The organism is Streptomyces rubiginosohelvolus (assembly GCF_014649875.1).
Taxonomy (GTDB): Bacteria; Actinomycetota; Actinomycetes; order Streptomycetales; family Streptomycetaceae; genus Streptomyces; species Streptomyces rubiginosohelvolus.
Genome location: NZ_BMTW01000003.1, coordinates 336633 through 354575 on the forward strand (window position 1 = coordinate 336633; position 17943 = coordinate 354575).

Annotated in this window: 14 protein-coding genes; 4 read left to right on the plus strand and 10 right to left on the minus strand. The window is 72.7% G+C overall.

Features of this window, described 5'->3' with window-relative positions:
- Positions 1-22 precede the first annotated feature (22 nt).
- The 6 genes from IE134_RS11400 to hrcA all read right to left on the minus strand — a co-directional run bounded on the left by IE134_RS11400 (position 23) and on the right by hrcA (position 5546).
- Positions 23-934, minus strand: coding sequence for a ribonuclease Z (locus tag IE134_RS11400; RefSeq protein WP_030708251.1), 912 nt, complete (start codon positions 932-934; stop codon positions 23-25).
- A gap of 37 nt (positions 935-971) precedes the next feature.
- Positions 972-1331 carry a histidine triad nucleotide-binding protein gene (locus IE134_RS11405; RefSeq protein WP_030708253.1) on the minus strand — a complete coding sequence of 120 codons (360 nt, stop codon included), beginning with the start codon at positions 1329-1331 and terminating at the stop codon, positions 972-974.
- A 109-nt stretch (positions 1332-1440) separates the two neighbouring features.
- Positions 1441-2187, minus strand: a complete 747-nt coding sequence (locus IE134_RS11410; protein ID WP_098894471.1) for a 16S rRNA (uracil(1498)-N(3))-methyltransferase — start codon at positions 2185-2187, stop codon at positions 1441-1443.
- Positions 2184-3257, minus strand: coding sequence for a nitronate monooxygenase (locus tag IE134_RS11415; RefSeq protein WP_030708257.1), 1074 nt, complete (start codon positions 3255-3257; stop codon positions 2184-2186). Before IE134_RS11415 ends, IE134_RS11410 begins: the two co-directional genes overlap by 4 nt.
- A gap of 132 nt (positions 3258-3389) precedes the next feature.
- On the minus strand, positions 3390-4529 hold the full coding sequence (gene dnaJ / locus IE134_RS11420; RefSeq protein WP_030708262.1) for a molecular chaperone DnaJ: 1140 nt from the start codon (positions 4527-4529) through the stop codon (positions 3390-3392).
- On the minus strand, positions 4530-5546 hold the full coding sequence (gene hrcA, locus IE134_RS11425) for a heat-inducible transcriptional repressor HrcA (RefSeq protein WP_010064157.1): 1017 nt from the start codon (positions 5544-5546) through the stop codon (positions 4530-4532).
- A gap of 164 nt (positions 5547-5710) precedes the next feature.
- Between hrcA and IE134_RS11430 the strand changes: the two genes are divergently transcribed.
- The 3 genes from IE134_RS11430 to IE134_RS11440 all read left to right on the plus strand — a co-directional run bounded on the left by IE134_RS11430 (position 5711) and on the right by IE134_RS11440 (position 10401).
- A complete protein-coding gene (locus IE134_RS11430) occupies positions 5711-6442 on the plus strand; it encodes an MBL fold metallo-hydrolase (RefSeq protein WP_189430366.1) in 732 nt (243 codons plus the stop codon).
- A gap of 118 nt (positions 6443-6560) precedes the next feature.
- Positions 6561-7379: a DUF3097 domain-containing protein gene (locus tag IE134_RS11435; protein ID WP_006124342.1), complete on the plus strand. Its 819-nt coding sequence runs from the start codon at positions 6561-6563 to the stop codon at positions 7377-7379.
- Positions 7380-7521: 142 nt separating this feature from the next.
- Positions 7522-10401, plus strand: coding sequence for an ABC transporter substrate-binding protein (locus IE134_RS11440; RefSeq protein WP_098894470.1), 2880 nt, complete (start codon positions 7522-7524; stop codon positions 10399-10401).
- Between the two features lie 54 nt (positions 10402-10455).
- Here the strand turns inward: IE134_RS11440 and hemW are convergent, their stop codons facing one another.
- The 3 genes from hemW to IE134_RS11455 all read right to left on the minus strand — a co-directional run bounded on the left by hemW (position 10456) and on the right by IE134_RS11455 (position 14387).
- Positions 10456-11697, minus strand: coding sequence for a radical SAM family heme chaperone HemW (gene hemW / locus IE134_RS11445; RefSeq protein WP_098018368.1), 1242 nt, complete (start codon positions 11695-11697; stop codon positions 10456-10458).
- A 70-nt stretch (positions 11698-11767) separates the two neighbouring features.
- Entirely contained in the window at positions 11768-13741 is a 1974-nt protein-coding gene (locus IE134_RS11450) for an ATP-binding SpoIIE family protein phosphatase (protein ID WP_189430368.1), read from the minus strand.
- 115 nt (positions 13742-13856) lie between these two features.
- A complete protein-coding gene (locus IE134_RS11455; protein WP_030708273.1) occupies positions 13857-14387 on the minus strand; it encodes a DedA family protein in 531 nt (176 codons plus the stop codon).
- Between the two features lie 239 nt (positions 14388-14626).
- On the opposite strand from IE134_RS11455, the gene IE134_RS11460 reads away from it, so the two are divergent.
- Positions 14627-15829 carry an MFS transporter gene (locus IE134_RS11460; RefSeq protein WP_189430370.1) on the plus strand — a complete coding sequence of 401 codons (1203 nt, stop codon included), beginning with the start codon at positions 14627-14629 and terminating at the stop codon, positions 15827-15829.
- 198 nt (positions 15830-16027) lie between these two features.
- On the opposite strand, the gene IE134_RS11465 is transcribed toward IE134_RS11460, so the two are convergent.
- Positions 16028-17917, minus strand: coding sequence for an AMP-dependent synthetase/ligase (locus tag IE134_RS11465; protein WP_097881747.1), 1890 nt, complete (start codon positions 17915-17917; stop codon positions 16028-16030).
- Positions 17918-17943: the final 26 nt, after the last annotated feature.

Here is a 17943-nt window from a genome sequence, read left to right on the forward strand (position 1 = left end):
GCAAACGGTGGTGCTGGTGGGGTCAGTGGTGCCGGGTGGGGAGCGGGACGCGGATGAGGTCCTGGGCGACGGTGAGTTCGCCGTCGAACCCGGCGGCGCGGGCCTGGGTCTCGAAGAGTTCCGGGTCGTTGTAGCGCTGGGAGAAGTGGGTGAGCACGAGGTGGCGGACGCCCGCCTCCGTCGCGACCCGGGCGGCCTGTCCGGCGGTCAGGTGGCCGTGGTCGACGGCGAGTTTCTCGTCCTCGTCGAGGAAGGTCGACTCGATGACGAGCATGTCGCAGCCCTCGGCGAGCGCGTACACCCCGTCGCAGAGCCGGGTGTCCATGACGAACGCGAACCGCTGCCCGCGCCGGTGCTCGGAGACCTGCTCCAGCGTGACGCCGCCCAGGGAGCCCTCGCGCTGGAGGCGGCCCACGTCCGGTCCGGCGATGCCGTGCTCCTTGAGCAGGGCGGGCAGCATACGGCGGGTGTCGGGCTCGGTGAGGCGGTAGCCGTACGACTCGACGGGGTGCGAGAGCCGATGGCTGTCCAGGGTGTACGCGGGGGTGGTGGCGAGGATTCCGCCGTCCCCGGCGACGGGGTCCTGGGCCAGCTCGACGGTCTCGCGGTAGGCGGTGGCGTACCGCAGCCGGTCGAAGAAGTGCTGCCCGCTCGCCGGGTAGTGGGCGGTGACCGGGTGCGGCACCTGGTCCAGGTTGATCCGCTGGATCACCCCGGCGAGCCCGAGGGAGTGGTCGCCGTGGAAGTGGGTGACGCAGATCCGGTGGATGTCGTGCGCGGCGACCCCGGCCCGCAGCATCTGGCGCTGGGTGCCCTCGCCGGGGTCGAAGAGGATGCCCTCGCCGTCCCAGCGCAGCAGATAGCCGTTGTGGTTACGGTGACGGGTGGGGACCTGGCTGGCGGTGCCGAGCACCACCAGCTCGCGTACGGACATGGGGAAACGCTCCTGCGCTGCTGCTGTACGGGAAGGGTTATCCGGGGGGCCACTGGAGGCCGCGGCCGCCCAGGACGTGGGCGTGCGCGTGGAAGACGGTCTGGCCGGCGCCGGACCCCGTGTTGAAGATGACCCGGTAGCCGGTGGAGTCGATCTTCTCGTCGGCGGCGACCGCTCCGGCCTCGGTCAGCACGTCGGCGGCGATCTGCGGTTCGGCGGCGGCGAGGGAGGCGGCGTCCGGGTAGTGGACCTTGGGGATGACCAGGACGTGGGTGGGGGCCTGCGGGTTGATGTCGCGGAAGGCGACGGTGGTCCCGCTCTCGCGGACGATGGTCGCCGGGATGTCCCCCGAGACGATCTTGCAGAACAGGCAGTCGGACTGCGGCTCTCCCGCCATGGCGCCGGGCCTCCTCATTCGCTGATGATCAGTACGGCTCATGCTAGAGCCTCTTGCCGGGCCGCCGGGCACGGTTCACGCCTGCGGCACGGTGCGTCCCGGCAGCGCTTTATCCCCAGCGGCCGGTGCGTCCCAGCAGCAGCGCGGTCGCCGCCGTCCCCGCCGTGGACGTACGCAGCACGCTGCGGCCGAGCCGGTAGGGGCGGGCGCCCGCCTCGGCGAAGGCGGTCAGTTCCTGCGGGGAGACGCCGCCCTCGGGGCCGACGACGAGCACGATCGTGCCCTCGGCCGGGAGTTCGGCGGTGGCGAGCGGGGTGCTGTCGTGGTCGCGGTCCTCGTGGAGGACCCCGGCGAAGTCGGCTCCGGCGAGCAGGGCCGCGACCTGCTTGGTCGTCATGGCCTCGGCCACCTCGGGGAAGCGCACCCGGCGGGACTGCTTGCCCGCCTCGCGTGCCGTGCTGCGCCACTTCGTCAGGGCCTTCGCGCCCCGGTCGCCCTTCCACTGGGTGATGCAGCGGGCGGCCTGCCAGGGCACGATCGCGTCGACGCCGGTCTCGGTCATCGTCTCGACGGCCAGTTCGCCCCGGTCGCCCTTGGGGAGGGCCTGGACGACGGTGATCCGGGGCGTGGGCTCCGGCTCCTCCTGGACGCCCGCGTGGAGTGTGACGGTGAGGCGGTCCTTGCCCTCGGCGGAGCGGACCTCGCCCTCCGCCCAGTGGCCGAGTCCGTCGGTGAGGATGACGTCCTCCCCGGGCTGGAGCCGCTTGACGGAGACGGCGTGCCGTCCCTCGGGGCCTTCCAGGACGAACTCCGTTCCGGTGGGCATCCGTTCGACGACGAAGACCGGTGCGGTCACCGGGGGCTCCTCATGCTCAGGGCCGCCCTGGCGGCCTCCAGTTCGGCGGCGAGCAGCTCGATCAGCTCGCCCGCGGGCAGTTCGCGGGCCATCCGGTGGCCCTGTCCGGCCCACAGGGCCATGCCCTGGGCGTCCCCGGCCTTGGCGGCGGCCTGGCGCAGCCCGCTGGTGACGTAGTGGACCTGGGGGTAGGCGGCGGGGGCGTACGGGCCGTGCTCGCGGACGAAGCGGTTGACCAGGCCGCGGGCGGGCCGCCCGGAGAAGGCGCGGGTCAGCTCGGTGCGGACGAACAGGGGGTTGGTCAGGGCCTGCTTGTGCAGCAGGTGCGCGCCGGACTCGGGGCAGACCAGGAAGGCGGTGCCGAGCTGGGCGGCGTCCGCGCCCGCCGCGAGGACGGCGGCGATCTGGGAGCCGCGCATCACGCCGCCGGTGGCGACGATCGGGAGCTGCACGGTCTCGCGGACCTGGGCGACGAGGGAGAGCAGCCCGGTGCCGGTCTGGTCGAGCTGCGGGTCGTCGCGGTGGGTGGACTGGTGGCCGCCCGCCTCGACGCCCTGGACGCAGACGGTGTCGGCGCCCGCCCACTGGGCGCTCTGGGCCTCCTCGGCGGAGGTGACCGTGACGATGGTGTGCGTACCGGCGCGGGCGAAGGCGTCCAGGGTGTCGCGGGTGGGGCAGCCGAAGGTGAAGGAGACGACCGGGACCGGATCGTCGAGCAGGATCGCGACCTTCGCCTCGTAGCCGTCGTCGCCGCTGCTGTCCGGGTCGCCGAGCGGGGTCTCGTACCAGGCGGCCTCGCCGGCGAGCTGGTGGCGGTAGACCTCGACGGCGCTGGGGTCGGCGAGTGCCGGCTGCGGCATGAAGAGGTTGACGCCGAACGGGCCGGAGGTGAGCCGGCGGAGCTGTTTGATCTCGTTGTACATTCCGTCCGCCGTTTTGTACCCGGCGGCCAGGAATCCGAGCCCGCCGGCTTCGGCGACGGCCCCGGCGAGCTGAGGTCCGGACGTGCCGCCCGCCATGGGGGCCTGCACGATCGGATACCGGCAGAGATCGGTCAACTCGGAGGACATGAGCGCATCGTGCCACGTCCCGTGCACGGGGCCGAATCAGCCAGCCGACGGCCTGACCGGTTCTCCCGCCGAACGCCGCACCGCCCGCCGGTGAAGAACCGGCGGGCGGTGCGGTGAAAGGCGGAAAGCGGTTCAGCGGCCGTTGAACGCGTCCTTCAGACGGGAGAAGAGGCCCTGCTGACCTGGCTGGAATTGACCCAGGGGCCGTTCCTCGCCGCGCAGCTTGGCCAGCTCTCGCAGCAGCCGCTCCTGCTCGGGGTCGAGCTTGGACGGGGTGATCACCTCGACGTGCACGATCAGGTCGCCCCGCCCGCCTCCGCGCAGATGCGTGATCCCGCGTCCGTGCAGGGGCACGGACTGGCCGGACTGGGTGCCGGGCCGGATGTCGATCTCCTCCAGGCCGTCCAGCGTCTCCAGCGGGCACTTGGTGCCGAGGGCCGCGGCCGTCATGGGGATGGTGACCGTGCAGTGCAGATCGTCGCCGCGCCGCTGGAAGACGGAGTGCGGCAGCTCGTGGATCTCGACGTACAGGTCGCCGGGCGGGCCGCCGCCGGGGCCGACCTCGCCCTCTCCGGCGAGCTGGATACGGGTGCCGTTGTCGACGCCCGCGGGGATCTTGACCGTGAGCGTGCGCCGCGAGCGGATACGGCCGTCGCCGGCGCACTCCGGGCACGGGGTGGGCACGACGGTGCCGAAGCCCTGGCACTGCGGGCAGGGCCGCGAGGTCATGACCTGGCCCAGGAAGGACCGGGTGACCTGGGAGACCTCGCCGCGTCCGCGGCACATGTCACAGGTCTGGGCGGAGGTGCCGGGGGCCGCGCCCTCGCCGCTGCAGGTGTTGCAGACGACGGCCGTGTCGACCTGGATGTCCTTGGTGGTGCCGAAGGCCGCCTCGTTGAGGTCGATCTCCAGGCGGATCATGGCGTCCTGGCCGCGCCGGGTCCGCGAACGGGGCCCGCGCTGCGCGGCGTTGCCGAAGAAGGCGTCCATGATGTCGGAGAAGTTGCCGAAGCCGCCGGCTCCGAAACCGCCCGCACCGCCGCCTCCGCCGTTCGCGGAGAGCGGGTCGCCGCCGAGGTCGTAGACCTGCTTCTTCTGCGGGTCCGAGAGCACCTCGTAAGCGGCGTTGATCTCCTTGAACCGCTCCTGGGTCTTCGGGTCCGGGTTGACATCCGGGTGCAGCTCGCGGGCGAGCCGACGGAATGCCTTCTTGATCTCGTCCTGAGATGCGTCGCGGCGCACGCCGAGTACGGCGTAGTAGTCCGTGGCCACTTACGACTCCGCCAGGATCTGTCCGACGTAACGTGCCACTGCGCGTACCGCTCCCATCGTTCCGGGGTAGTCCATGCGGGTCGGTCCGACCACGCCGAGTTTGGCGACTGCCTCGTCGCCCGAACCGTAGCCGACCGCGACGACGGACGTGGAGTTGAGCCCCTCGTGGGCGTTCTCATGCCCGATCCGTACGGTCATGCCGGAGTCCGTGGCCTCACCGAGCAGCTTCAGCAGGACGACCTGCTCCTCCAGTGCTTCCAGCACCGGCCGGATCATCACCGGGAAGTCGTGTCCGAAGCGGGTGAGGTTGGAGGTGCCGCCGATCATCAGCCGCTCCTCCGTCTCCTCGACGAGTGTTTCGAGGAGGGTGGAGAGAACCGTGGAAACCGTCCCCCGGTCCTCGCTGTCGAAGGATTCCGGCAGCTCCTGCACCAGGCGCGGGACATCCGCGAAGCGTCGTCCGACGACCCGGCTGTTGAGCCGGGCCCGCAGATCCGCCAGCGATGTCTCACCGAACGGCGCAGGGCAGTCGATCATACGCTGTTCGACCCGGCCGGTGTCCGTGATCAGGACCAGCATCAGCCGGGCGGGGGCGAGCGAGAGCAGCTCCACGTGCCGCACCGTCGAGCGGGTCAGCGAGGGGTACTGCACGACGGCGACCTGCCGGGTCAGCTGCGCGAGCAGCCGCACCGTCCGGCCGACCACGTCGTCGAGGTCGACCGCGCCGTCGAGGAAGTTCTGGATGGCCCGGCGCTCGGGCGAGGACAGCGGCTTGACGCCCGCGAGCTTGTCGACGAAGAGGCGGTACCCCTTGTCGGTGGGGATGCGCCCCGCGCTCGTGTGCGGCTGGGCGATGAAGCCCTCGTCCTCCAGCACCGCCATGTCGTTGCGGACGGTGGCCGGGGAGACTCCCAGCCGGTGCCGCTCGGTCAGCGCCTTGGAGCCGACGGGCTCCTCGGTGCCGACGTAGTCCTGGACGATGGCGCGCAGCACTTCGAGTCTGCGTTCGCTGAGCATCGCGCACACCTCCAGCTGTCCGTCTCCGGTCTCCGACTGGCACTCGGTGCGTACGAGTGCCAGCAATCCCGTCGTCAGTGTACGGGGGTGGGGTGGGGCCTGGGCAAGGGCGACCGGCCGCCCCGCCACGGGACCGCGCAGGTCGATGCCGATAGCGTCCTGGTATGGACGTCGCTTGGGAAGACTTCGGGTGGGAGCGGTTGGGCAACGGTGTCGGCCGGCGGCGGCTCCCGGGCTGGGACGCCACCGTCGCGCTGGTCGCCGGTGCGGAGGGGGTGCTGCTGTACGACACCGGTTCGACGCTGCGCGAGGGCGTGGAGCTGCGGCGGCAGGCCGAGGCGCTGCTCGGCCGCAGGGTGACGCATATCGCACTGAGCCACCCCCATTTCGATCATGTACTGGGCACGGCGGCGTTCGCCGGGGTCCAGGTGTACGGCTCGGCGGGGCTGACCGCCCTGCTGCGGAACGGGGAGCAGGCGCTGTACGGGGACGCCGTGCGGCAGGGCGTCCCCGAGGACGAGGCGGCCCGGTCGGCGGACACGCTGGTGGTGCCGCACCACGAGGTGCACGGCGAGCGGACGCTCGACCTGGGCGGCGGGCGGCGGGTGCTGCTGGCCGATCTGGGCCCCGCCCACAGCGGCCATGACCTCGCGGTGGTGGTGCCGGGCTCGGACGGCGAGCCTCCGGTGGTGCTCTGCGGCGATCTGGTCGAGGAGTCGGGCGATCCGCAGGCGGGCCCGGACGCGGACCCCGCGCGCTGGCCGGCCGCGCTGGCGAGGCTGCTGGAACTGGGCGGCGAGGACGCGCTGTACGTACCGGGGCACGGAGCGGTGGTGGACGCGGCGTTCGTCCGGAAGCAACGGGCGACGCTGGCGGAGCGGTTCGCGGCGGTGTGAGCGTCTTCGCGGCGGCGTCGAAGACTTTCGCTGCGACGTGAGCATCTCCTCGGCGGCGTCGAGGATCTTCGTGGCGGCGTGAGGTTCTTCACGGCGGCGGGCCGATTATCGTCGGGCCATGCGCAGCTACCAGCCGGACCTGACCCCGCCGTGGAAGCGGTCCGCCCCCGTGCCCGAGGTGCCCGCCGAACCCGATCTGGTCGTGGAGGAGGTCGCCACCGGCTTCTGCGGGGCGGTGATCCGCTGCGAGAAGACCGCCCAGGGGCCGACGGTGACCCTGGAGGACCGGTTCGGCAAGCACCGGGTGTTCCCGATGGAGCCGCGCGGCTTCCTGCTGGAGGGCAAGGTCGTCACGCTGGTGCGCCCGGGCCCCGGCGGTCCCGTGCGTCCCACCCGTACGGCCTCCGGTTCGGTGGCGGTGCCCGGCGCGCGGGCCCGGGTGGCGCGGGCCGGGCGGATCTATGTGGAGGGGCGGCACGACGCGGAGCTGGTGGAACGGGTGTGGGGCGACGACCTGCGCATCGAGGGCGTCGTCGTGGAGTACCTGGAGGGCGTCGACGACCTTCCGGCGATCGTCGGGGAGTTCGGGCCCGGTCCGGACGCGCGGCTCGGCGTGCTGGTGGACCATCTGGTGCCCGGCTCCAAGGAGTCCCGGATCGCGGCTCAGGTGACCGGGGACCACGTGCTGGTGGTGGGGCACCCCTACATCGACGTGTGGGAGGCGGTGAAGCCGTCCTCGGTGGGGATCGACGCCTGGCCGGTGGTGCCGAGGGGCCAGGACTGGAAGACCGGCGTGTGCCGTGCGCTGGGGTGGCCGGAGAACACCGGGGCCGCCTGGCAGCACATTCTGTCGAAGGTCCGCAGCTACAAGGACCTGGAACCCCAACTGCTGGGCCGGGTGGAGGAATTGATCGACTTCGTCACCCTTCCGGACTGATGTCCCCGGGCTGAGACCGGCCTGTCCCGGACGATCACGTACCGATCTCTATGAATGCCTGCGTCCCACACGCACCATCGGTTATTGAGGGTTACCGAGGGTGCGAACGGGCCGGCGGTTCACGGGGGAAGGGCACGGGACGATGGCGCGCGAGGTGTGGCGGGACAGTGCGGACAACGAGGCGGCTTCGGCCGTCTTCCACCTGATGCAGCAACTGATCGACCGGTACCGGGTCAACCGGCCGGTGATGCCGCTCGTGGTGGCCCAGGCGGCGGACGCCGGGGCCGGGCCGGAGATCGACGACCGGGTCGAGCGCCTCGTGCGCCAGGTGCACGAGGCGAACGCGCTGCGCCGGGTGCCGGTGCAGTTGCTGGAGGGCCGGGGGGACACTCCGTACGAAGCGGCGCTGGACATGGTGCGCACGCTCTCCGAGAAGCCGTGGGAGACCCGCGACACCACCCAGTACAAGAACTTCTCCTTTCCGCGCTCGCGGCTGCTCGGGGCGATCGAGCAGGCCACCGCGACGGTCGTGGAGCAGTCCGGCAGCCCCTCGGAGGTGCCCGGGGAAAGGATTCTGGAGCAGCTGAGCCGGCTCAGGTGGCGGGCCGACCGCCCGCGCCGGGGCTCCTGGTGGAACTCGCTGCGGGACTCGGTGCGGCCGGAGACCTTCGTCGGGGCGCTGTTCATCGCCCTGCTCAGCGTGCTGCTCGGGGAGATCGACTGGCTGCTGACGGCCCTGGTGGCGGCCCTCGCGCTGATAGCCCTGGCCGTGGTGGGGCTGATGACCCGGGCCGCGCCGCCGCTGCTGTGGCTGCGCGGGGCCAGCCGCTGGCTGGCCACCACCTCCTCGCTGGCAGCCTCCAGCACGGGCTATCCCTCCGACGGCTGGTCCTGGTTCTCGCCGAGCGGGTCGTGGCGGGTGATCCGGGCCCGGGCCGCGGCCGTCGCGGTGCGGGTGGCGGAAGCGGGGGCGGACGACGAGCAGACGGAGCACGCGCGCCAGTTCCATCTGGAGCTGCGGGTGCAGGCGCTGCTGGAGGACCTGCGGTACGCCTACCGCCCGCACGCGCTGGACTGGCGGCGCAGCAAGCGGACGGTTCCGCCGGTGGTGTTCCTGCCCCGGGCCACGCAGGACAACGGCGGCATCCTGCTGATCAACGCGATCAACAACGTACGGTCGCGGCGCAGTGAGGTCGATCCGCTGCTGCTCCTCGCCTCGCTGCCGGCCTCCGAGATCATGCGGCACACCCCGCCGCTGCCGCCGGAACGGTCCGGCACGGGTCCGGCGGCCTCCTCGGGGGCCAGGGCCCGCTACGAACGCTGGGTGGACGCTCTGAGCCTGGGCCAGTCGCCGGTGGCGGCGGCGACGCTGGCGTGGGTGCTGCGGCTGCCGCTGTCCACGGAGAAACTGACCCACGAGCACGCGCACGCCCAGCTCGTCACCTACCGGGTGCGGCGGACCTGGGCGTGGTGGGTGATGTCGCGGGCGAGCATCGCCCTGGTCGTGGTGGGCAGCCTGCTGGGGGCGTTCCTGTGGGCCGGGCACTGGCGGGACGCCTACTGCCACGGGCCGCTGACCGACCGGAGCACTGACGCGATCTGGATCGGTGAGGGCGGGGACCGGGAGTGCGTCGGCGTGGCGACCGTGCCGGAGGTGCGGTTCGCGCGCGGCAACGGCCTGGAGCTGAGCGGGGCCGGGAAGGGCGTCACGTTCGACCGGATCGAGCGGGCGATCCGGGAGGAGAACCGGACCGTCGAGAAGGACGGCCGGTACGTCACGGTGGTCTACGCCGGTCCGCTCACCGCCAGGGGCGACGAGCGCGAGGCGACCCGCAAGGGCCTGGAGGAGCTGACCGGCGTCTACCTCCAGCAGCAGTCGGTGAACAGGACCGTGCGGCGGTCGGTCAAACTGCGGGTGCTTCTCGCCAACGGCGGCGAGGACATGCTGCGGCAGCTCACCGCCGTCCGCAAGATCATCGAGGTGGCGGAGCGGGACCCCACGGTGGTGGGCGTGGTGGGCCTCGGCCGGAACACCGACGAGAGCGACGACGCGGCGGAGCTGCTGCGCGAGGCCGGGCTGCCGCTGGTGAACACGACGAACTCCAGCAGCAGCCTCCCCCGGCAGTACCCGAACTACTTCGGGCTCGCGGCGACGGACGAGGAGCAGACGTACGCCTTGGGGCTGGTCGCGGGTCAGGTCGCACGGAAGCTGGACGACCCGCAGGCGATCGTGCTGTCGCGCCGGGCCCGCAACGGGGACAAGGACCGCTACACCGCCGAACAGCGTGCCGCGGGGAAGGAGATGCTCCGGGAAGCGGGCTTCTCGCTGGGCGGGGACATGTACTACGACCTGGTGGGCGAGGCCAGTCTGAACACCCCGCTGACCACCATCTGCCAGGGCGAGCGGGTTCCGGACGCGTTGTACTTCGCCGGGCGCGTCGAGGACGTCCCGGCCCTGATGGACGGTCTGTCGGTCACCACCGGGTGCTCGGACCGGAAGATGACGGTCTTCACCGGGGACGACCTGTCGAAGGGGACGTTCGACGACAGCACGTCCATCGCGGCGAACGTCACGCTGTACCACTCGTCGCTGGCCCCGCTGGACCGGGGGAAGAACCTCGGCTTCTACGGGGACGCGTACCGCACGCTGCGGGACCTGCACCCCGAGGGCGAGCCCATCGCGCTGGCCTCGGGGCTGCCGGTGTACGAGGACGATCTGTTCGCCAGCGGGCAGATCGTCATCTCCTACAGCGCGGCGGCGGCCCTGTACGACGCTGCCGCACGCGGGGACGAACCGCGCAGCGCCGCCGAGACCTGGGCGACGCTGCACACGGTGGATCTGAACAACATGCCGACGGGGACGATCTCGTTCAGCAGGGCGCGGTCCTCGGTCTCGGACAATGTGCACGGCCTGAACATCGTCAAGGTGGTCCGGCCGGGGCCGAGCGCGGAGCGGACGCTGGTCTGCGGCAAGCCGGCCGGGGTCGCGCCGCCGCTGACGGCGAAGGACTGCAAGCCGTGAGGCCGTCGTTCCGGGGGCTCGGTCGACGCACCGTGAGGCCGTCGTCCCCGGGGCTCAGTCGACCAGGTCGCGGACGACGGCGTCGGCGAGGAGCCGCCCGCGCAGGGTGAGGACCGCGCGGCCCTTGTCGTACGGCTCCGCCTCCAGCAGCCCGTCGTTCAGGGCGCGGCGGGAGGCGGCGAGGCCGTCGGGTTTGAGCAGGTCCAGCGGGCAGCCCTCGCGCAGCCGCAGCTCCAGCAGGATGCGCTCGACCCGGCGGTCCTCCTCGGCGAGGATCTCGCGGCCCGCGCCGGGCGAGCGGCCCTCGGCGAGCGCCTGGGCGTACGCGCCGGGGTGCTTCACGTTCCACCAGCGCACGCCGCCGACGTGGCTGTGGGCGCCGGGGCCCGCGCCCCACCAGTCGGCGCCGCGCCAGTACAGCTCGTTGTGGAGGCAGCGGCCGGCTTCGGTGGTGGCCCAGTTGGAGACCTCGTACCAGTGGAAACCGGCGGCGGCGAAGGCCTCGTCCGCGATGAGATAGCGGTCGGCGTGGGCGTCGTCGTCGGTCATCGGGATCTCGCCGCGCCGGATGCGGCGGGCGAGCTGGGTGCCCTCCTCGACGATCAGGGCGTACGCCGACACGTGGTCGGGGCCCGCGCCGATCGCGGCGTCCAGGGTGGCCCGCCAGTCGTCGTCGGACTCGCCGGGGGTGCCGTAGATCAGGTCCAGGTTGACGTGGTCGAAGCCCGCCGCACGCGCCTCGGCGACGCAGGCCTCGGGGCGGCCGGGGGTGTGCGTGCGGTCGAGGATCTTCAGGACGTGCTGCTTGGCGCTCTGCATCCCGAAGGAGACCCGGTTGAAGCCGCCCTCGCGCAGGGCTTCGAGGTAGGCCGGGTCGACGGACTCGGGGTTGGCCTCGGTGGTGATCTCGGCGTCGTCCGCGAGCCCGAACTCGTCCCGGATCGCGCCCAGCATGCGGACGAGGTCGGCGGCGGGGAGGAGCGTGGGCGTGCCGCCGCCGACGAAGACGGTACGGACCGGGCGGGGGTCGTCGCCGAGGACCTTGCGGGCCTGGCGGACCTCCTCGATCAGGTGGACGGCGTAGTTGTCGCGGGAGGCCAGCGCACCGCCGGAGCCACGCAGCTCGGTGGCGGTGTAGGTGTTGAAGTCGCAGTAGCCGCAGCGCGTGGCGCAGTACGGAACGTGCAGGTAGAAGCCGAGCGGGCGGTCGGCGGCGCCTTCCAGGGCGTGGCGGGGCAGCGCCCCGTCGTCGGGCACGGGCTCACCATCGGGCAGTACGGAAGGCATACCGACCATTGTCGCTCGCCGCCGGAGCTTCCCGGACCGGGCGGGCTCGGCGGCCCGGTCCGAGCCCGGTCCGGCCCGTTCAGTCCGCGTGCAGGACCAGCAGGGCCACGTCGTCGTCCGGGGGCTGCTCGGCGAACTCGTGGACCGCACGCCGGATCTTCTCGGCGGTGGCCTCGGCGGGCAGCCCGGCGCATCCGGCGAGCACCCGGGCCAGCCCGTCCCCGTCGTCGAACATCAGCGGGCCCGACCGCCGCTCGGTCACCCCGTCGGTGACACAGAGCAGGGTGTCCCCGGGCGCGAGGTCGAAGACCTGGCTCTCGTACGCCACGTCCTCGACGACCCCGAGCAGCACCTGGGGCTCGGCGGCCGGGCGTACGGAGCCGTCGGGGCGCAGCAGCAGGGGCAGCGGGTGTCCGGCGCTGGCCACCGTGCAGCGGACCCCGCCGTCGGGGAGCGGCACGACCTCCCCGTACAGCAGGGAGAGGAACCGCGACTGGGTGCCGTCGTGGAGCTGCTGGCCCCCGGCGGCGGCGACCATCAGGGCGGCGGCCTCGGCGGCCTCCATGGCGTCGTCGAGGAGGAGGCGGTTCAGCCGGTCCAGGACCTCCCCGACGCCGAAGCCCTCCCGGGAGAGCAGGCGGAGCCAGGGGCGGGCGAGACCGGTGACGACGGCGGCCTCGGGGCCCGAGCCCTGGACGTCGCCGAGGACGAAGCACCAGCGGTCGCCGGGGCACGGGAAGATGTCGTAGAAGTCACCGCCGACCACGCCGTCGTCGCTCGGTTCGTAGACGAGGGAGCTGGTGACGCCGGGGATGTCCGCGACCTTGCTGGGGAGCAGGCCGCGCTGGAGGATCCGGCTGATGGTGGCCTGCCGGGTGTAGGCGCGGGCGGCGCCGACGGCGAGGCCGAGGCGGCGGACGAAGTCCTCGATCAGCGAGGAGACGGCCTCGGGGACCTGGGCGTCGCCCTCCCGCCCGACGAGGACGGTGCCGAGCATCCTGCCCCCGGCGGTGATGCGGAACGCGAGCGCGGCCCCGTCCCGGCCGCCGGGCTGCGGCGGTGCGGCGTCCTCGGCCTCCCCGGGCTGATCGGCGGGGTGGCCGGGGTGCGCGGGCCAGGGCACGGGGACGGGGCCGGAGCCCGCCCCGGCGGGCAGGGTGACCGGGGCCCGCTCCAGAGCGGTGCGCAGGGGCTCGGCGCCGGCCTCGTCGCTGTGCCAGACCCGGGCGAGCCGGGGTTCGGCAGCCGGTCCCCCGCCCTCGGTCTCCAGCCAGATCGCGCACCAGTCGGCGAGCCGGGGCACCAGCAGCTGGCCCGCTATGGCGGCCACCAGGTCCTCGTCGAGCTGCCCGGCGAGCAGATCGGAGGCCTCGGCGAGGAAGGCGGGGGCGCCCCGGCTGTCCCAGACCGCGTCGTCGCGTTCGGTGCGCCGGGCGGCGGGGGCGAGGATCTCGGCGGCGCGCAGACCGCGCCGCAGGGCCTCTCCGTCGGGCGGGGCGGGCGGGGCGCTCCAGTCGTCAACGGGGAGGCGGGCCCAGACGGTCTTGAGGCCGGTGCGGTAGGTGATGCCCCAGGAGTCGGCGAGGGTCGCGACGAGCTGGAGGCCCCGGCCGTACTCGGCGGGGTCCGGCAGCTCCCCCGCGACCGCCCGGCCCGGTTCGGGTGCGGGCTCCGGCTCGTCGCCGCTGACCGGGCGGGCCGGGTGGTGGTCGGTGACCTCCAGGACGAGGGCGGCGGACGGCTCGTCGCCGCCCTCCTCCTCCAGCCTGAGGACCAGGTCGACGGTGGTGCCGGCGTGCACGACGGCGTTGGTGACCAGCTCGTTGGTGACGGTCACGGCGTCGTCGGCCAGCCGGTCGCTGAAGCCCACGGCGGCGGGCACCCCGAGCCCGGTCCACTCCGCGAGCGCGGCCCGCACGAACCGCCGGGCGGCGGACGGGGCGAGCGGTATCCCGGGCAGGCTGGTGCGACTGGCCAGGCGCGGGCCGTGCGCGCCCCCGGCACGGGTGGTGGGACGCTGCACGGTGTCCCGCTGCAAGGGAATGGGCGCCACGGAGCGGCTCCTACGGGTCGGACGACACCGACAGGGTGACAGACCGGCCGCATCCATAAGCACCGAGTTACGGAAGTGAGCAGAAAATCGAGCAGATTCGAACGCGCGGGACGGGTTACGACTTGTCGGAAGCGGCGTCACCGGCGGACGGGACGGCCGCCTCGTCGATCACCACGGCGTCCGGGGTCTCGTCCATCCTCACCGCGCGTCGCCTGCGGTACGCCACCACCCCGCCCACCGCGAGCAGGAGGACGACCACGCCGGCCACGCCGAGGGCCGTCTGCTCGGCGAAGAGCCGCCCCAGCCCCTTGAGGATGCCGAGTCCCGCCGTCGCGTAGATCAGCGCCCAGGCGGCTCCGCCCACGAACAGGGCCGGGAGGTAGCGCGACAGGGGCATGCGCATGCTGCCCGCGAGGAAGTTGGCGGCGGTCTGGAACCCGACCGTCAGGAAGGAGACGGCCACCACCGGCGCGCCCCACCGCTGGATCGCTTGCTCGGCACGCCGGAACTTCGCCGAGGAGGCCCGCTCGGCGAACCTGCTGCGCCGGGCACCGGCTCCGGCGAGCCACCCGACGGCGAACGTCCCTCCGGCGCGCAGCAGGACGATGACGTACAGGGCTCCGGCCGCGAGCGCGATCTCATCCACGACGCCTCACCCCGGGCGCACGGCGGGCACGAGCCCGGTCACCGTCTCTCACCTGCGCCCCGCCTCTGCCCTGTTCCGTCCGCCGGGTACCACACCAGGCAAGGCCAGCCTAACCGGACGCGCATACGGCGGGCACCGGCCCCCTGACCATCCCCCGAGAAGGGGATACCTACCACTCGGTCGGAATTCATCACCCCGAAGAGTGTACGTTCGTACGCTCTGGAGCTAGGGTCATCCGCATGACCGTCGACATCGAGACACGGCCTCTCCCCGCCGCGCGCCACGCGCGGGCCGCCGTAGCCGTCCTGTTCTTCACGAACGGGGCTCTTTTCGCCAACCTGCTGCCGAGGTATCCGCAGATCAAGGAAGATCTGGCGATCGGCAACGGCGCCTACGGTCTCGCGGTCGCCGCGTTCCCGGCGGGGGCCATCACGGCCGGCCTCGCGGCAGGGGTGCTCGTCCGCCGCATGGGCTCGGCGCGGGTCGCGGTGCTCGGGACCCTGTTGACGGGTGCCGGAATCCTGGCCGCCGGTCTGGCGCCGTCGGTCGCCCTGTTCGCGACCGCCCTGTTCCTGGCCGGGGCCATGGACGCGCTCACGGACGTCGCGCAGAACGCGCACGGTCTGCGGGTGCAGCGCCTCTACGGGCGGTCCATCCTCAACTCCTTCCACGCCATCTGGTCCATCGGCGCGGTCACCGGTGGGCTGATGGCGGCGGGGGCGATGTCGCTGGGTCTGTCGCTGGGCGTGCACCTGGCGGTCGCGGCCGTCGTCCTCGTGGCCGCCGCCGGAGCCGCCCTGCGCTTCTGCCTCCCCGGACCGGACAACGCACCGGAGGAGGCCGGCCCGGAGCAGCGCGGCACGGAAGGGGCGCGCGGCACCTCGCGCGTCGGGCTGGTGCTGGCGGCCCTCGTCCTGATCGCCACCGCCGGAACGCTCGTGGAGGACGCGGGGAACTCCTGGGCCGCCCTCTATCTGAGCGACGCCCTGCACGCCTCCGCGGCTCTCGCCGCCTCGGGCTTCATCGCTCTGGTGGGCGCCCAGTTCATCGGGCGCATCATCGGGGACCGCCTCGTCGACCGCTTCGGCCAGCGTGCCGTGGCCCGGTCAGGAGGGCTGATCACGGCGGTCGGCATGGGTCTCGCCCTGGCGGTGCCGACGCTGCCCGGCACCGTCCTGGGTTTCGCCCTGGCCGGATTCGGGGTGGCGACCCTGGTGCCCGCCGCGATGCACGAGGCCGACGCGCTGCCCGGTCTCAAACCCGGCTCCGGTCTGACGATCGTCTCCTGGCTCATGCGCCTGGGCTTCCTGCTGTCGCCGCCGATCGTCGGCCAGGTCGCCGACGCGGCCGGCCTGCGCACCGGCCTGCTGGTGATCCCCGCCGCCGGAGTGCTGGTGGTGCTGCTCGCCGGGGTCCTGCGGGCCCGCCCTCGCCGCGACTGAACCGGCCGGGGGGCGGCGGCACGGCATGCGGCCTCCGCGTAGAGAAACAGGCACGGCATCGGCCCCCGGCGCTGGAAAACAAACGGGCGGGGAGCCCGGGCCCGTGAGGGTCCGCACTCCCCGCCGTGCCCGTCCGGGGCCGAGCCCCCGGACGGGTTCACGCGCGCAGCCGCTGGGCCTCGCGCGAGCCTGCGTACCTCAGGCCTCTCGCGAGCCCGCGTACATCTCGTCGATGAGCCCCTGGTACTCGCGCTCGACGACCGGCCGCTTCAGCTTGAGGCTGGGGGTCAGCTCGCCGTGCTCGACGTCCAGGTCGCGCGGCAGGAGCCGGAACTTCTTGATGGTCTGCCAGCGCTGCAGGCCCTCGTTGAGACGCTGGACGTACCCGTCGATCAGCTCGACGGTCTGCGGGGCGGCGACGACCTCCGCGTACGACTTGCCCGCCAGGCCGTTCTCGGCGGCCCAGCCGAGGATGGTGGGCTCGTCGAGGGCGATGAGCGCGGTGCAGAAGTTACGGTCCGCGCCGTGCACCAGGATGTTGGAGACGAACGGGCAGACCGCCTTGAACTGGCCCTCGACCTCCGCCGGTGCGACGTACTTGCCGCCCGACGTCTTGATCAGGTCCTTCTTGCGGTCGGTGATACGCAGGTAGCCGTCGGCCGACAGCTCGCCGATGTCCCCGGTGTGGAACCAGCCGTCCGACTCCAGGACCTCCTCGGTCTTGTCGGGCAGCTTGTGGTAGCCCTGCATGATGCCGGGGCCGCGCAGCAGGATCTCGCCGTCGTCCGCGATGCGCACCTCGGTGCCGGGGAGCGGCTTGCCGACGGTGCCGGTGCGGTAGGCCTCGCCCGGGTTGACGAAGGAGGCGGCGCTGCTCTCGGTGAGGCCGTAGCCCTCCAGGATGTGCACCCCGGCGCCCGCGAAGAAGTAGCCGATGTCCGGGGCGAGGGCGGCGGAGCCGGAGACACAGGCGCGCAGCCGGCCGCCGAAGGCCTCGCGGATCTTGGAGAAGACGAGCGTGTCGGCGACCTTGTGCTTGGCGCCGAGCGCGAAGGGGACGGACGCCTTGCCGGTGCGCCGGAAGTTGTCCTGGGAGACCTTGGCGTACTCGCGGCCCACCCCGGCGGCCCACTGGAAGATCTTGTACTTCGCGCCGCCGCCCGCACGGGCCTTGGAGGCGACCCCGTTGTAGACCTTCTCGAAGATGCGGGGGACGGCCGCCATGTAGGTCGGCTGGACGACCGGCAGGTTCTCGATGATCTTGTCGATGCGGCCGTCGATGGCGGTGACGTGGCCGACCTCGATCTGGCCCGAGGTCAGGACCTTGCCGAAGACGTGGGCGAGCGGCAGCCAGAGGTACTGCACGTCGTCGGCGTTGATGAGGCCGGTCGAGACGGTGGCCTTGGCCATGTACGACCAGTTGTCGTGCGGCAGCCGTACGCCCTTGGGCCGGCCGGTGGTGCCGGAGGTGTAGATGAGGGTGGCGAGCTGGTCGGCGGTGATCGCGGCGACCCGCTCGGTGACCGCGTCCGGGGTCTTGGCGAGCAGCTCGTTGCCCCGGGCCTCCAGCTCCGCGAGGGTGATGATCCAGCCCTCGGGGTCGCCCTCGGCGGGCTCGGCGCCGGCCGGGTCGATGACGACGACATGGGCCAGGTCGGGCAGATCGGTGCGGCGCTCGCGGGCCTTGGCCAGTTGCTCGGCGTCCTCCGCGATGAGGATGCGGCTCTCGGAGTCGGCCAGGATGAACGCGGACTCCTCGGCGTTCGTGGAGGGGTAGATCGTCGTGGTCGCGGCGCCCGCGCACATCACCCCGAGGTCGATGAGGATCCACTCCACCCGGGTGGCCGAGGAGAGGGCGACCCGCTCCTCCGGCTGCACGCCGAGCGCGATCAGCCCGGCGGCGATCGCGTAGACCCGCTCCGAGGCCTGGCCCCAGCTCAGCGACTTCCAGTCGTCCGGGCCCTGGCCCGAGGCCGACGGCACCGGATAGCGGTACGCCTCCCCGTCCGGGGTCGCCGCCACGCGGTCGATGAAGAGGGACGCCACGGAGGGCGGCCGGTTATCGATCAAGGTCTGTGTGTCGCTCACGACGTCCTCCGGGCCTGCGGCATTGC